This window comes from Dietzia sp. WMMA184 (genome assembly GCF_002441635.1).
GTDB classification, from domain to species: Bacteria; Actinomycetota; Actinomycetes; order Mycobacteriales; family Mycobacteriaceae; genus Dietzia; species Dietzia kunjamensis.
Window position 1 is genome coordinate 3557911 of the sequence record NZ_NXEI01000001.1, and the last position, 14559, is coordinate 3572469.

The 14559-nt window shown below is 66.7% G+C and carries 21 protein-coding genes; 20 read left to right on the top strand and 1 reads right to left on the bottom strand.

The window, feature by feature from the left end:
• Positions 1-62 precede the first annotated feature (62 nt).
• On the top strand, positions 63-2174 hold the full coding sequence (fusA, locus tag CK206_RS16440) for an elongation factor G (protein WP_096907061.1): 2112 nt from the start codon (positions 63-65) through the stop codon (positions 2172-2174).
• A 175-nt stretch (positions 2175-2349) separates the two neighbouring features.
• A complete protein-coding gene (gene tuf / locus CK206_RS16445) occupies positions 2350-3540 on the top strand; it encodes an elongation factor Tu (protein WP_067716691.1) in 1191 nt (396 codons plus the stop codon).
• Positions 3541-3719: 179 nt separating this feature from the next.
• On the opposite strand, the gene CK206_RS16450 is transcribed toward tuf, so the two are convergent.
• Complete coding sequence (locus CK206_RS16450) at positions 3720-3992, bottom strand: hypothetical protein (protein WP_069388740.1); 273 nt, start codon at positions 3990-3992, stop codon at positions 3720-3722.
• Between the two features lie 552 nt (positions 3993-4544).
• Here CK206_RS16450 and rpsJ point away from each other — a divergent pair.
• From rpsJ to rplR, 18 genes are all read left to right on the top strand, one after another.
• Positions 4545-4850 (top strand): 30S ribosomal protein S10, encoded by a 306-nt coding sequence (gene rpsJ / locus CK206_RS16455; protein WP_003938093.1) that lies wholly within the window; start codon positions 4545-4547, stop codon positions 4848-4850.
• A gap of 52 nt (positions 4851-4902) precedes the next feature.
• A complete protein-coding gene (rplC, locus tag CK206_RS16460) occupies positions 4903-5568 on the top strand; it encodes a 50S ribosomal protein L3 (RefSeq protein WP_096907062.1) in 666 nt (221 codons plus the stop codon).
• Entirely contained in the window at positions 5565-6254 is a 690-nt protein-coding gene (gene rplD, locus CK206_RS16465; RefSeq protein WP_067716681.1) for a 50S ribosomal protein L4, read from the top strand. Before rplC ends, rplD begins: the two co-directional genes overlap by 4 nt.
• Positions 6251-6553, top strand: coding sequence for a 50S ribosomal protein L23 (gene rplW, locus CK206_RS16470; RefSeq protein ID WP_067716678.1), 303 nt, complete (start codon positions 6251-6253; stop codon positions 6551-6553). The genes rplD and rplW overlap by 4 nt, the downstream gene beginning before the upstream one ends.
• A gap of 31 nt (positions 6554-6584) precedes the next feature.
• Positions 6585-7421, top strand: coding sequence for a 50S ribosomal protein L2 (gene rplB / locus CK206_RS16475; RefSeq protein ID WP_067716676.1), 837 nt, complete (start codon positions 6585-6587; stop codon positions 7419-7421).
• 14 nt (positions 7422-7435) lie between these two features.
• Entirely contained in the window at positions 7436-7717 is a 282-nt protein-coding gene (rpsS, locus tag CK206_RS16480) for a 30S ribosomal protein S19 (RefSeq protein WP_007628126.1), read from the top strand.
• Positions 7714-8151, top strand: coding sequence for a 50S ribosomal protein L22 (gene rplV / locus CK206_RS16485; RefSeq protein WP_067716673.1), 438 nt, complete (start codon positions 7714-7716; stop codon positions 8149-8151). The genes rpsS and rplV overlap by 4 nt, the downstream gene beginning before the upstream one ends.
• Entirely contained in the window at positions 8152-8985 is an 834-nt protein-coding gene (rpsC, locus tag CK206_RS16490) for a 30S ribosomal protein S3 (RefSeq protein ID WP_067716670.1), read from the top strand.
• Between the two features lie 2 nt (positions 8986-8987).
• Positions 8988-9404, top strand: a complete 417-nt coding sequence (rplP, locus tag CK206_RS16495; RefSeq protein ID WP_010541175.1) for a 50S ribosomal protein L16 — start codon at positions 8988-8990, stop codon at positions 9402-9404.
• A complete protein-coding gene (rpmC, locus tag CK206_RS16500; RefSeq protein ID WP_017838199.1) occupies positions 9404-9634 on the top strand; it encodes a 50S ribosomal protein L29 in 231 nt (76 codons plus the stop codon). Before rplP ends, rpmC begins: the two co-directional genes overlap by 1 nt.
• Positions 9631-9927 carry a 30S ribosomal protein S17 gene (gene rpsQ / locus CK206_RS16505; protein WP_173674809.1) on the top strand — a complete coding sequence of 99 codons (297 nt, stop codon included), beginning with the start codon at positions 9631-9633 and terminating at the stop codon, positions 9925-9927. Before rpmC ends, rpsQ begins: the two co-directional genes overlap by 4 nt.
• Before the next feature lie 526 nt (positions 9928-10453).
• Complete coding sequence (locus tag CK206_RS16510; RefSeq protein WP_254050637.1) at positions 10454-11509, top strand: alpha/beta hydrolase family protein; 1056 nt, start codon at positions 10454-10456, stop codon at positions 11507-11509.
• A gap of 143 nt (positions 11510-11652) precedes the next feature.
• Complete coding sequence (gene rplN / locus CK206_RS16515; RefSeq protein WP_007628112.1) at positions 11653-12021, top strand: 50S ribosomal protein L14; 369 nt, start codon at positions 11653-11655, stop codon at positions 12019-12021.
• A 1-nt stretch (position 12022) separates the two neighbouring features.
• Complete coding sequence (gene rplX, locus CK206_RS16520) at positions 12023-12337, top strand: 50S ribosomal protein L24 (RefSeq protein WP_007628110.1); 315 nt, start codon at positions 12023-12025, stop codon at positions 12335-12337.
• Positions 12338-12339: 2 nt separating this feature from the next.
• The gene (gene rplE, locus CK206_RS16525) at positions 12340-12912 is read left to right on the top strand and encodes a 50S ribosomal protein L5 (protein WP_067716660.1); all 573 of its coding nucleotides are present in this window, start codon (positions 12340-12342) and stop codon (positions 12910-12912) included.
• 273 nt (positions 12913-13185) lie between these two features.
• Complete coding sequence (rpsH, locus tag CK206_RS16530; RefSeq protein ID WP_067716657.1) at positions 13186-13584, top strand: 30S ribosomal protein S8; 399 nt, start codon at positions 13186-13188, stop codon at positions 13582-13584.
• Between the two features lie 12 nt (positions 13585-13596).
• Positions 13597-14133, top strand: a complete 537-nt coding sequence (gene rplF / locus CK206_RS16535; RefSeq protein ID WP_067716654.1) for a 50S ribosomal protein L6 — start codon at positions 13597-13599, stop codon at positions 14131-14133.
• Positions 14134-14135: 2 nt separating this feature from the next.
• On the top strand, positions 14136-14531 hold the full coding sequence (gene rplR, locus CK206_RS16540; RefSeq protein ID WP_096907524.1) for a 50S ribosomal protein L18: 396 nt from the start codon (positions 14136-14138) through the stop codon (positions 14529-14531).
• The last annotated feature ends 28 nt before the right edge of the window (positions 14532-14559 follow it).

The following is a 14559-nucleotide window of genomic DNA, read 5'->3' on the forward strand; positions in this document are numbered from 1 at the left end:
CCCGGTTCGGACGGTCGACAGCGACCGCACGGGCCACCGACGACTCACATTCGGGAGAATCCGTGGCACAGGACGTGCTGACCGACCTCAACAAGGTCCGCAACATCGGCATCATGGCGCACATCGACGCCGGTAAGACCACCGTCACCGAGCGCATCCTGTTCTACACGGGTGTCAACCGCAAGGCAGGCGAGACGCACGACGGTGCGTCGACCACCGACTGGATGGAGCAGGAGAAAGAGCGCGGCATCACGATCACGTCCGCCGCCGTCACCTGTTTCTGGTCCAACAACCAGATCAACATCATCGACACCCCGGGCCACGTCGACTTCACCGTCGAGGTGGAGCGGTCCCTGCGCGTCCTGGACGGCGCCGTCGCCGTCTTCGACGGCAAGGAGGGCGTCGAGCCCCAGTCCGAGCAGGTCTGGCGTCAGGCCGAGAAGTACGATGTGCCCCGCATCTGCTTCGTCAACAAGATGGACAAGATGGGCGCGGACTTCTTCTACACGGTCCAGACCATCGTCGACCGTCTCGGCGCGAAGCCGCTGGTCCTGCAGCTCCCGATCGGCGCCGAGGACGAGTTCGACGGTGTCGTCGACCTCGTCGAGATGAAGGCGCTCGTCTGGCCAGGCAAGACCGACATCGGCACCGAGGCGCAGGTGCAGGACATCCCGGCCGACCTGCAGGAGAAGGCCGCGGAGTACCGCGAGAAGCTCCTCGAGACCGTCGCCGAGAGCGACGAGGCGCTGATGGAGAAGTATTTCGGTGGCGAGGAGCTGACGAAGGACGAGATCCAGGCGGCGATCCGCAAGATGGTCGTCAACGCCGAGATCTACCCGGTGCTGTGTGGTTCGGCGTACAAGAACAAGGGCATCCAGCCGCTGCTCGACGCCGTCATCGCCTACCTCCCCAACCCGCTGGACGTCGGCGAGGTCCACGGCCACAAGGTCGGGGACGAGGAGACGGAGATCCTCCGCAAGCCGTCCAAGGACGAGCCGTTCGCGGCGCTCGCGTTCAAGATCGCCGTGCACCCGTTCTTCGGAGAGCTGACCTTCGTCCGTGTCTACTCGGGCCGCATCGACCCGAGCACCCAGGTGCAGAACGCGACCAAGGGGAAGAAGGAGCGCGTCGGCAAGCTCTTCCAGATGCACGCCAACAAGGAGATGCCCGTGGAGGAGGCCGTCGCCGGCCACATCTACGCGTTCATCGGGCTGAAGGACACCACGACGGGTGACACACTGTGTGACCTGAACAACCAGGTCATCCTCGAGTCCATGACCTTCCCGGACCCGGTCATCGACGTCTCCATCGAGCCCAAGACCAAGGCCGACCAGGAGAAGCTCGGCACGGCCATCCAGAAGCTGGCCCGTGAGGATCCGACGTTCTCCGTGCGGCTGGACGAGGAGACCGGGCAGACCGTCATCGGCGGAATGGGCGAGCTCCACCTGGACGTGCTCGTCGACCGGATGAAGCGCGAGTTCAAGGTCGAGGCCAACGTCGGCAAGCCGCAGGTCGCGTACCGCGAGACCATCAAGGGCTCGATCGACAAGTTCGACTACACCCACAAGAAGCAGACCGGTGGTTCCGGTCAGTTCGCGAAGGTGCAGATCGCGCTCGGCCCGCTGGACCAGGAGGCCGTCGAAGCCGGCGAGACCTACGAGTTCAGCGACAAGGTCACCGGTGGCCGCGTGCCCAAGGAGTACATCCCCTCCGTGGACGCCGGCATCAAGGACGCCATGCAGTACGGCATCCTCGCCGGCTACCCGATGGTCAACGTCAAGGCGACGCTCGTCGACGGCGCGTACCACGAGGTCGACTCGTCCGAGATGGCGTTCAAGGTCGCGGGCTCCATGGCCTTCAAGGAGGCCGCCCGTAAGTGCCAGCCCGTGATCCTGGAGCCGCTGATGGCCGTGGAGGTCGTCACGCCCGAGGACTACATGGGTGACGTCATCGGCGACATCAACTCCCGCCGCGGCCAGATCCAGGCGATGGAGGAGCGCTCCGGCGCCCGCGTCGTCAAGGCCCACGTGCCGCTCTCCGAGATGTTCGGCTACGTCGGCGACCTCCGGTCGAAGACGCAGGGCCGGGCCAACTACTCGATGGTCTTCTCCCACTACGCCGAGGTTCCGGCGGGCGTGGCCAAGGAGATCATCGCCAAGGCGACCGGCGAGTAACCGGTACTGGTCCCGCCCCGCCGTCAGGCGGGGTGGGGCCGATGCCGGCGGCGCACGGTCGAACCTCCGGGTGGCCGCCGGTTCGTGCTCAACACGGCACGATGAGTAAGATCAGATCCCACACAAAGCAGTGCCCACCTCCAGGTGGGGACAGACCAGTCCAGGAGGACACCAAGTGGCGAAGGCGAAGTTCGAGCGGACCAAACCGCACGTAAACATCGGCACCATCGGTCACGTCGACCACGGCAAGACCACCACCACCGCGGCCATCACCAAGGTTCTGGCGGACACCTACCCCGACCTCAACGACGCGTTCGCGTTCGACGAGATCGACAAGGCGCCGGAGGAGAAGGCTCGTGGTATCACGATCAACATCTCCCACGTCGAGTACCAGACCGAGAAGCGCCACTACGCGCACGTCGACGCCCCCGGTCACGCCGACTACATCAAGAACATGATCACCGGTGCCGCCCAGATGGACGGCGCGATCCTCGTCGTGGCGGCCACCGACGGCCCCATGCCGCAGACCCGTGAGCACGTGCTGCTCGCCCGTCAGGTCGGTGTGCCCTACATCCTCGTCGCCCTGAACAAGTGCGACATGGTCGACGACGAGGAGATCCTCGAGCTCGTCGAGATGGAGGTCCGCGAGCTGCTGGCGTCGCAGGACTTCGACGAGGACGCTCCGGTCGTCCACATCTCGGCGCTCAAGGCGCTCGAGGGTGACCCGAAGTGGGTCCAGGCCATCGTCGACCTCATGCAGGCCTGCGACGACTCCGTCCCGGATCCCGAGCGTGAGACCGACAAGCCGTTCCTCATGCCCGTCGAGGATGTCTTCACGATCACCGGTCGTGGCACCGTCGTCACCGGTCGTATCGAGCGTGGCCAGATCAACGTGAACGAGGATGTCGAGCTCATCGGCATCAAGGAGAAGGCCACCAAGACCACCATCACGGGCATCGAGATGTTCCGTAAGCTGCTCGACTACGGCGAGGCCGGCGACAACGTCGGTCTGCTCGTCCGTGGTCTCAAGCGCGAGGACGTCGAGCGTGGCCAGGTCGTCATCAAGCCGGGCGCCTACACCCCGCACACCACGTTCGAGGGCCAGGCGTACATCCTGTCCAAGGACGAGGGCGGCCGTCACACGCCGTTCTTCAACAACTACCGCCCGCAGTTCTACTTCCGTACCACGGACGTGACCGGCGTCGTGACCCTCCCCGAGGGCACCGAGATGGTCATGCCGGGCGACAACACCGAGATGAGCGTCGAGCTCATCCAGCCGGTCGCCATGGATGAGGGCCTGCGCTTCGCGATCCGCGAGGGTGGCCGCACCGTCGGCGCCGGACAGGTCACCAAGATCATCAAGTGATCCACTGACCGCTCGGTCCGGGTGAATCCCCGGGTCGATCGAGGAAGGGCGCCCCACCGTCAGGTGGGGCGCCCTTCCCGCATTTCGCGGTGGTTCACGCGTGCCCGGGGGAGTGGACGACCGGTTTATCTGAGGCGACCGAGTTTCGTGCGACGAGCGAGCTACCTGCGGCGACCGAACTACCTGCGACGACCGAGGATGGTCATCGCGATCGACAACCCCACCGCGGCGACCCCGGCGAGCGCGGCCGCGGCGACGGCGGCGACCTGTTCGGCACTCGCGCCGTGCGCGTCGTACCCGGGACCGGATACCCCGTGCCGGCGGTCGACTTCCGCGAGTGCCCGGAAGAGTTCATCGGGATCGCCGCCCGCGTCCGGATGGTGGCGCAGGACCGCCTGCCGCCTGTCCCGTTTGTAGGCGGCGGGGTCCCGCGGCTCGCGTCTGCTGTTCACGATGTGGTCTCCTCCGAGTGTGAACTCTGGTCTTCCCGACGCTACCGAAGTACCCGGTCGTCGTGCCGGGGTCCGTGACGCACCCGAGGACGCCGGGACGTCCGGGATTTTGCCCTTCCGGCCGATGTACTGCATACTGGTCAAGTTGCCCGGACAAGGCGGCGATCCCGTATGGGCCCGATGGGCCCCGGGGAGTGTCGGGTTGGTCGGGCGAGCACGACCGGGGCGGGTGAGTGATCACCCGCCGGAAAAGCGGGAGGGCGACACGCCCGACCGCGTGGACGCGTCGTGACACGTCAACAGCGGCAGCGGATCGGTCCGCCGTCATCCTCGCCTCGCGCGAGTGATGTGGCACTCCGTCCTCTGGAGGTCTCGTAGTCGTGTCATGCCCGTGGGCGCGCGGCGGGGTCCTCCACGATGGAGCACCGATGCACGGGACCGGGTGGTAGACGGTCTGACGGTGTCACACATGACAAGCGAACACACAGTGTCCCCGCGCAGCGAGGGCGCTTACGACAGCCGCCCTCACGGGCGGGAGGAGAAGAGGACGAAGTGGCGGGACAAAAGATCCGCATCCGGCTCAAGGCCTACGACCATGAAGCTATCGACGCCTCGGCCCGCAAGATCGTCGAGACGGTGACCCGTACGGGTGCTCGTGTCGTCGGTCCCGTGCCGCTGCCCACCGAGAAGAACGTCTACTGCGTCATCCGCTCGCCGCACAAGTACAAGGATTCGCGTGAGCACTTCGAGATGCGTACCCACAAGCGGTTGATCGACATTCTCGACCCCACGCCGAAGACCGTGGACGCTCTCATGCGTATCGACCTGCCTGCCAGCGTCGACGTCAACATCCAGTGACCTCCGACCGCGTAGCGGTCAGCAAGCAACGTGCAGCGGAGACAGTGAACAGATGACTAACACCGAGATCAAGGGAATCCTGGGCGCCAAGCTCGGCATGACCCAGGTCTTCGACGAGAACAACCGGGTGGTTCCGGTTACCGTCGTCAAGGCCGGGCCGTGCGTCGTGACCGGGATCCGTACCCAAGAGACCGACGGCTACGACGCCGTCCAGATCGCGTTCGGCGCGATCGACCCCCGCAAGGTCACCAAGCCGGTGGCCGGCCAGTTCGATAAGGCCGGGGTCACCCCCCGTCGTCACCTCGCCGAGATCCGACTCGACAACGCCGAGCAGGCCGCCGGGTTCGAGATCGGCCAGGAGATCGGCGCCGACGTGTTCGAGGACGGCGCGTTCGTCGACGTCACCGGCACCTCCAAGGGCAAGGGCTTCGCCGGTACCATGAAGCGCCACGGCTTCGCCGGCCAGGGTGCCTCGCACGGTACGCAGGCCGTACACCGCAAGCCGGGTTCCATCGGCGGGGCATCGACCCCGGGCCGCGTCTTCAAGGGCAAGTCGATGGCCGGCCGCATGGGCAACGATCGCGTGACCACCATGAACCTCAAGGTCCACAAGGTGGACGCCGAGGCCGGCGTCCTCCTCATCAAGGGAGCCATCCCGGGTCGTAACGGCGGCCTCGTGATGGTCCGTTCCGCAGTGAAGGGCGGTGCGCGCGCATGACCACCACGGAGAACACCGTGAACCTCAAGCTGGACGTCCGTACCCCGGCGGGCAAGACCGACGGTTCGGTCGAGCTCCCCGCCGAGATCTTCGGCGTCGAGCCCAACCTGCCCCTGATGCACCAGGTCGTGGTGGCTCAGCTCGCCGCGGCGCGTCAGGGCACGCACTCGACCAAGACCCGTGGCGAGGTCCGCGGCGGCGGCCGCAAGCCGTTCCGCCAGAAGGGCACCGGCCGCGCCCGTCAGGGTTCGACCCGCGCCCCCGCCTACACCGGCGGCGGCACCGTCCACGGCCCGAAGCCGCGTGACTACTCGCAGCGCACCCCCAAGAAAATGAAGGCCGCCGCGCTCCGCGGTGCCCTCTCCGACCGGGTCTCGGCCGATCGCCTCCACGTGGTGACCGAGTTCGTCGAGGGACAGAAGCCGTCGACGGCCGGTGTCCGCGACTTCCTGGGCACCCTGTCCGACCGCAAGAAGATCCTGATCGTCGTCGGTCGTGAGGACGTCGCCGCATGGCGTTCCGTGGCCAACCTCGATCACGTCCATCCGATCGCTCCGGATCAGCTCAACACCTACGACGTGCTCCACGCTGACGACGTCGTGTTCTCGGTCGAGGCTCTGGACGCGTTCGTCACGCAGGCGAGCCGTGCGTTCGCCGGCAAGGCAGCGAAGGAGGCCGACAAGTGAGCACCGTCGCCGATCCCCGGGACGTGATCCTCGCCCCGGTCGTCTCCGAGAAGGCCTACGGCCTGCTCGAGCAGGGCGTGTACACGTTCCAGGTCGCCCCGGGCGCCAACAAGACGCAGATCAAGATCGCCATCCAGGAGATCTTCGGCGTCACCGTTGAGTCCGTGAACACCGCCAACCGTCAGGGCAAGCGCAAGCGCACCCGCACCGGGTACGGACAGCGCAAGAGCACCAAGCGCGCCATCGTGACCCTCGCGGCCGACAGCAAGCCCATCGAGATCCCGGGTCTGACCGCCTGACGGCGGGAAGAGTTAAGGACGAGAGAACCTCATGGCTATCCGCAAGTACAAGCCCACGACCCCCGGTCGTCGCGGCTCGAGCGTCTCGGACTTCGCCGAGATCACCCGCTCGACGCCCGAGAAGTCGCTGCTGCGCCCGCTGAGCAAGACCGGCGGCCGCAACGGTCACGGCCGTATCACCAGCCGCCACAAGGGCGGTGGCCACAAGCGCCAGTACCGCGTCATCGACTTCCGTCGTAATGACAAGGACGGCGTGCTCGCCACCGTCGCGCACATCGAGTACGACCCGAACCGCACCGCCAACATCGCCCTCCTGCACTACGCGGACGGCGAGAAGCGGTACATCCTCGCCCCGCGCAACCTGAAGCAGGGCATGAAGGTCGAGTCGGGTGCAGGCGCCGACATCAAGACCGGCAACAACCTCCCGCTCCGGAACATCCCCGCAGGCACCGTGGTGCACGCGGTGGAGCTCCGTCCGGGCGGCGGCGCCAAGATGGCCCGCGCCGCCGGCGCGGGCATCCAGCTGCTCGGTAAGGAGGGGACCTACGCCTCCCTCCGCATGCCCTCCGGTGAGATCCGTCGGGTCGACGTGCGGTGCCGCGCCACGATCGGCGAGGTCGGCAACGCCGAGCAGGCCAACATCAACTGGGGTAAGGCCGGCCGCATGCGGTGGAAGGGCGTTCGCCCGACCGTCCGTGGCGTGGTCATGAACCCCGTCGACCACCCGCATGGTGGTGGCGAGGGTAAGACGTCCGGTGGACGTCACCCCGTCAGCCCGTGGGGCCAGCCCGAGGGCCGGACCCGCAAGCCCAACAAGGCGAGTGACAGCATGATCGTCCGTCGCCGTCGCACCGGTAAGAAGCGTTAAGGAGGGAAACTAGGATGCCTCGTAGTCTCAAGAAGGGTCCGTTCGTCGACGAACACCTCCTCGCGAAGGTGGACGTGCAGAACGACAAGGGCACGCATCAGGTCATCAAGACCTGGTCGCGGCGCTCGACGATCCTGCCCGATTTCATCGGCCACACGTTCGCCGTCCATGACGGCCGCAAGCATGTGCCCGTATTCGTGTCCGACTCGATGGTGGGTCACAAGCTCGGCGAGTTCGCGCCGACGCGCACGTTCAAGGGGCACATCAAGGACGATCGGAAGAGTAAGCGTCGATGAGCACTGATACGAAGAAGACCGACGACGGCACGGCGACGGCCGAGCAGCAGCTCTCCGCGCGTGCCACCGCCAAGTTCGTCCGCGTCACGCCCATGAAGGCGCGTCGTGTGATCGACCTCATCCGCGGCAAGGACGCCGCCGACGCGCTGAACACGCTGCGGTTCGCCCCGCAGGCCGCCAGCGAGCCGGTCGCCAAGGTCCTCGCCTCCGCGATGGCCAACGCCGAGAACAACCTCGACCTGGACCCCCGGACCCTCGTGGTCACGGCGGCCTACGCCGACGAGGGGCCGACCCTCAAGCGTTTCCGCCCGCGTGCCCAGGGTCGTGCGTTCCGCGTGCGTAAGCGTACGAGCCACATCACCATCGAGGTGACCAGCGTGCCCGAGAAGACCGGCTCCGGTCGGGCACGTCGCAACCAGGGAGGTGCCCGCTAAATGGGACAGAAGATCCAGCCGCACGGCTTCCGTCTCGGCATCACCTCGGACTGGACGTCCAAGTGGTTCGCCGACAAGCAGTACGCCGACTACGTCGCCGAGGACATCAAGATCCGTCAGCTCCTGTCCAAGGGCATGGAGCGGGCCGGTATCTCCGGGGTCGACATCTCGCGGACCCGTGACCGGGTCCACGTGGACATTCACACGGCCCGCCCGGGCATCGTGATCGGCCGTCGGGGCGCCGAGGCGGACCGTCTTCGCGGGGAGCTCGAGAAGCTCACCGCCAAGCAGGTCCACCTCAACATCCTCGAGATCAAGAACACCGAGGCCGACGCCCAGCTCGTCGCCCAGGGGATCGCCGAGCAGCTCTCGAATCGTGTGGCGTTCCGTCGCGCGATGCGCAAGGGCATCCAGTCGGCCATGCGTCAGCCCCAGGTCAAGGGCATCAAGGTGGTCTGTTCGGGTCGTCTCGGCGGTGCCGAGATGTCCCGTTCGGAGCGCTACCACGAGGGGCGCGTCCCCCTGCACACCCTGCGTGCCGAGATCGACTACGGCACCTACGAGGCCAAGACGACCTTCGGTCGTATCGGTGTCAAGGTGTGGATCTACAAGGGTGACGTGGTCGGCGGCCGTCGCGAGTCCGACCAGTACGCCCAGTCCAGCAACCGTGGCGGTGCCGACCGCGGTCCCCGCCGCGAGCGTGGCGCCGGTCGTCCGCGTCGCTCCGGGGCCCAGGGCACCACTGCGACCAGCACCGAGACCGGCCGCGCCGGTTCCGGCTCGGCCGCCGAGGCTCCTGCCGAGGCACCGCAGAACCAGACCAGGGAGGCGTGACAGTGCTTATCCCCAAGCGCGTCAAGCACCGCAAGCAGCACCACCCCGGCCGTAAGGGCGGGGCAAAGGGTGGCACCAAGGTGACATTCGGTGACTACGGCATCCAGGCTCTCGAGCCGGCCTACGTCACCAACCGTCAGATCGAGTCCGCACGTATCGCCATCAACCGCCACATCAAGCGTGGTGGCAAGGTGTGGATCAACATCTATCCGGATCGTCCCCTGACCAAGAAGCCCGCCGAGGTGCGGATGGGTTCCGGTAAGGGCTCGGTCGAGTGGTGGGTGGCCAATGTCAAGCCGGGCCGCATCCTGTTCGAGATGTCGTACCCGAACGAGGAGACCGCTCGCGAGGCCCTTCGCCGCGCGCAGCACAAGCTCCCGTGCAAGACCCGCATCGTGACCCGGGAGGAGCAGTTCTGATGGCTAGTGGAACCACCGCCCCCGAGCTGCGTGAGCTCGATGCGGATGCGCTGACCGCGCGTCTGCGTGAGGCCAAGGAAGAGCTGTTCAACCTGCGCTTCCAGATGGCCACCGGTCAGCTGACCAACAACCGTCGCCTGCGTGTCGTCCGCCACGACATCGCTCGCATCTACACCGTCATTCGCGAGCGCGAGCTCGGTCTGTCGGCGGCGCCGGGTGATGCCAAGTGAGTGACAAGGAAGCAGTTGTGACTGAGTCCAACGAGAACACCGAGCGCAACAGCCGCAAGGTGCGCATCGGGTACGTCGTGTCCGACAAGATGGATAAGACCATCATCGTCGAGCTCGAGGACCGCGTGAAGCACCCGCTGTACGGCAAGATCATGCGCCGTACCGAGCGGGTCAAGGCCCACGACGAGACCAACACCGCCGGAGTCGGCGACCGCGTGCGGATCATGGAGACCCGCCCGCTGTCCGCCTCCAAGCGGTACCGCCTCGTCGAGGTGCTCGAGCGGGCCAAGTAAGCCCCCACTCGACATATGCGAGCGGCCCGGCCCCGGGACTCCGGGGCCGGGCCGTTTCGCGTTGCGGGGGCGCACGGGACGGCCGAATGTAACGGATCACCGTGGTGTAACGAATTTTGAGTAGTGTGTCAGCGTCCGACGCTGGCCGAGAGGACAGAATCGTCATATGGGGAACGAACCACATTTCGGCCGACGGGGGAGTGGGCGGGGCGATCGCCGTCGTGGTCTGAGTGCGCTCGCGATCGGCGCGGTCGTGATCACGACGACGGCCACGGGGCTTCCCGTCGCCGGCGCCCAGAGCACGGGCCCGGGGTCAGTCGATCCGGGATCCCTCGTTCCCAGCGTGGCGCCCGGGAGCCTGTTGGGCGCACCATCGCTCAGTATCGCCGCGTCGACCCAGCTCGGTGCCCCGATCCCGGTCACGTCCGTCCTCGGATCCGTCGGCGCCATCGGTTCCAGCGATTTCCCCCGTCCGGGAAGCTCCCAACCCCCGGCCGGGCCCCGCGCGACACGGGACGGGTCCATCGTGTCCTCCACCGTGCAGCGGATCGAGCCTCTCTTCCCGGCGTCGACGGAGGCGGTCGATCGTCGCGCCGAGGTGTGGGCCGTGACGTCTGAATCCATGCAACGGACGGTCCGCGTCGAGGTCTACCGCGCCCCGGCGGGCGTCGACGCGCCCAACGTGTACTTCCTCGACGGCGTCGGTTCCGAGGTCCCGTCCGGGTGGAGCACGGGTATGGGCTGGGGCGATCCCGCGCTGCGCGACCGCGCGGTGAACGTGATCGTTCCGACGGGCGGCCCGGCGTCGATGTGGTCCGACTGGCAGGCGGACGATCCCGTCCTGGGCCCCAACAACTGGGAGACGTTCCTCACCGAGGAGTTGCCGCCGCTGCTCGAGGCCGGTTTACCCGGGGCCGCGGGGCCGCTCGCCCACAACGGGAGCTGGGGGGTCATGGGCGTGTCGATGGGGGCGTCCGCGGCGCTTCATCTGGCCAACAGGAACGAGATGTTCGGAGGCGCCGCCGGTATCAGCGGCGCCTATTCGACCACCGACGAGCTCGGCTACCAGTACGCGCGACTCACCGTGGCCGCTCGCCACGGGGACGTCACCAACATGTGGGGGCCGCGCGGGTCCCGGGAGTGGGTGGAGCACGACACCGTGGCGGACCCCTCCGGGCTCGAGGGCAAGGCGGTCTACCTCAGCGCCGCGACCGGGCTGGTGGGCTCCAGCGAGCTCGGCCGCTTCGGCAGCAACGAACTCGTGCTCATCGACGGACATGTCCTCGAGAAGGGCTCCTACGAGAGCACCCGTGCACTCGAGGCCGCGCTCGCCTCGGTTCCCGGGGTCGACCTGAGGATGAACTACATGCCCTCCGGGATCCACAACTGGCCGGTCTTCGTCACCGAGATGCGGCCGGGGATGGATCACGTCCTCTCCGGACTGCCCGACGCCGCGCCCAACGGGCGGAGGACGACCGGGGGAGTGGCGGACTCCGGGGCTAGCGCTGCCAGCTCATCGGGATCGAGCGGTTCGACGGGTTCCCTGCGTGGATCCGGATCGGCCGGTTCGAGCGGTAGCTGACCGGGATTTGGGTCCCGGTGCATGCGCACCCTACACTGGACCAGTTGCCCGACCTGGCACGTCTCGACGTGTCGACGGGTGGCATGACCGCGTGTGTCGGGTCGGTATCCGGCACACATTGAACAGACCTGGTCAGGAGAACCATGATCCAGCAGGAGTCGCGGCTGAAGGTCGCCGACAACACGGGTGCCAAGGAGATTCTCTGCATCCGCGTTCTCGGCGGTTCCAAGCGCCGCTACGCAGGCGTGGGCGACATCATCGTCGCCACCGTCAAGGACGCCATCCCCGGTGGCAACGTCAAGAAGGGTGAGGTCGTCAAGGCCGTCATCGTGCGCACCGCCAAGGAGCGCCGTCGCCCGGACGGCTCGTACATCAAGTTCGACGAGAACGCCGCCGTCATCATCAAGAACGACAACGATCCGCGCGGAACGCGCATCTTCGGGCCCGTCGGCCGCGAACTGCGCGACAAGAAGTTCATGCGGATCGTCTCGCTGGCTCCGGAGGTGCTCTGACATGAAGGTTCACAAGGGCGACACGGTGCTGGTCATCTCCGGTAAGGACAAGGGCGCCAAGGGCAAGGTCATCCAGGCTTTCCCGGCTCAGGAGAAGGTCCTCGTCGAGGGCGTCAACCGCATCAAGAAGCACACCTCCAACTCGGCTGCCGAGCGCGGCGCCTCCTCGGGCGGCATCGTCACCCAGGAGGCCCCGATCCACGTGTCCAACGTGATGGTCGTGGACGCCGACGGCACCCCGACCCGGGTCGGAATCCGCACCGACGAGAACGGCAAGCGCGTCCGTGTCTCGCGCAAGACCGGGAAGGACCTGTGACCATGACTGAGACCGCTCTTCCCTCCGGGTACACCCCTCGCCTCAAGGACAAGTACCGCAGCGAGATCCGGCCGGCACTCAACGAGACGTTCGAGTACGCCAACGTCATGCAGATCCCGGGCGTCGCGAAGGTCGTCGTCAACATGGGTGTCGGTGACGCCGCCCGCGACGCCAAGCTCATCAACGGCGCCATCAACGACCTCACGCTGATCACCGGCCAGAAGCCGGAGGTCCGTCGGGCCCGCAAGTCCATCGCACAGTTCAAGCTGCGTGAGGGCATGCCGATCGGTGCGCGCGTCACCCTGCGCGGCGACCGCATGTGGGAGTTCCTCGATCGCCTGACGACCGTCGCGCTCCCGCGTATCCGTGACTTCCGCGGACTCTCGGGCAAGCAGTTCGACGGCCACGGCAACTACACGTTCGGCCTCAACGAGCAGACGATGTTCTACGAGATCGATGTCGACAAGGTCGACCGCCCCCGGGGCATGGACATCACGGTCGTCACGACCGCAACGAACGACGAAGAGGGCCGGGCACTGCTCAAGCAGCTCGGATTCCCCTTCAAGGAGGACTGACCTCCTCCACCGGCCGGACCGGCCGTCCCCGCCGGGGCACCGCATCGCGGTTCCCCGGCGGCGGGCAGACGGCCCAGTCGTCTGGTCGCGCCCCGGTGAGAAGAGCACCGGCCGCGGCGGGAACACCGGGATGCCCCGAGGGGCGCCGGATCCCATACAAGAGAACATTCGCACTCTTCGTGATAGGCCCACGACGTCACGTGGGCGGCCCACAGGTCGCCGTACGGGACGTGTTGCATGGGAACCGTTACGAGAAAGGAACATGGTCCATCCATGTCGATGACCGATCCCATCGCGGACATGCTGACGCGTGTGCGTAACGCCAATTCGGCGTACCACGACACCGTGTCGATGCCGCATTCGAAGCTCAAGGGCAACATCGCTGCCATCCTCCAGCAGGAGGGTTACATCGCGGGCTACAACGTCGAGGACGCAGAGGTGGGCAAGAAGCTCACCATCGACCTCAAGTACGGCCCCTCGCGCCAGCGCAGCATCCAGGGCATCAAGCGCATCTCGAAGCCGGGTCTGCGCGTGTACGCCAAGTCCACCGAACTGCCCAAGGTCCTCGGTGGCCTGGGCGTCGCGATCATCTCGACGTCCCAGGGTCTGCTCACGGACCGCCAGGCGAACAACAAGAAGGTGGGCGGGGAAGTCCTCGCCCACGTCTGGTAAGGGGGGCGAGAAATGTCACGTATCGGCAAGGCTCCGATCACCGTCCCGTCCGGTGTCGACATCAGGGTCGACGGCCAGACCGTCACCGTCAAGGGTCCCAAGGGCGAGCTCTCGCAGGTTCTGCCCGGGGCGATCTCGGTCTCGATCGAGGACGGCACCGTCACGGTGAACCGTCCCGACGACCACCGCGACAACCGGTCACTGCACGGCCTGTCCCGCTCGCTGGTCAACAACATGATCGTCGGCGTCACCGAGGGCTACAAGCAGGACATGGAGATCTTCGGCGTCGGTTACCGCGTCGTGGCCAAGGGCCAGGATCTCGAGTTCGCCCTGGGCTACTCGCATCCGGTTCCGGTCACCGCTCCCGACGGCATCACGTTCGCCGTCGACGGTGCGACCAAGTTCTCGATCTCCGGGATCGACAAGCAGCAGGTGGGCCAGATCGCCGCCAACATCAAGCGACTGCGGAAGCACGACCCGTACAAGGGCAAGGGCATCCGCTACGCCGGCGAACAGGTCCGTCGCAAGGTCGGAAAGACGGGTAAGTGATCATGAGCAGCACCAGGAAGCGTTCACCGCTGGGCACCGATGTCTCCACCGCACGTCGCGAGGGTCGCGCCCGGCGCCATTACCGACTCCGCAAGAAGGTCTCCGGTACGCCGGAGCGTCCGCGGTTGGTCGTCAACCGGTCCTCGCGTCACATCCACGCCCAGATCATCGACGATCTGGCCGGCCACACGCTGGCCGCAGCCTCCACCATCGAGGCGGATGTGCGCTCCCTTGAGGGCGACAAGAAGGCCCGCAGCGCGAAGGTCGGCCAGCTCCTGGCCGAGCGCGCCAAGGCCGCCGGCATCGACGCCGTCGTGTTCGACCGTGGTGGTAACAAGTACCACGGCCGGATCGCGTCCCTCGCCGACGCCGCCCGCGAGGGTGGGCTGGAGTTCTGATGACCAACACCACTGCACTGTTCGCTAA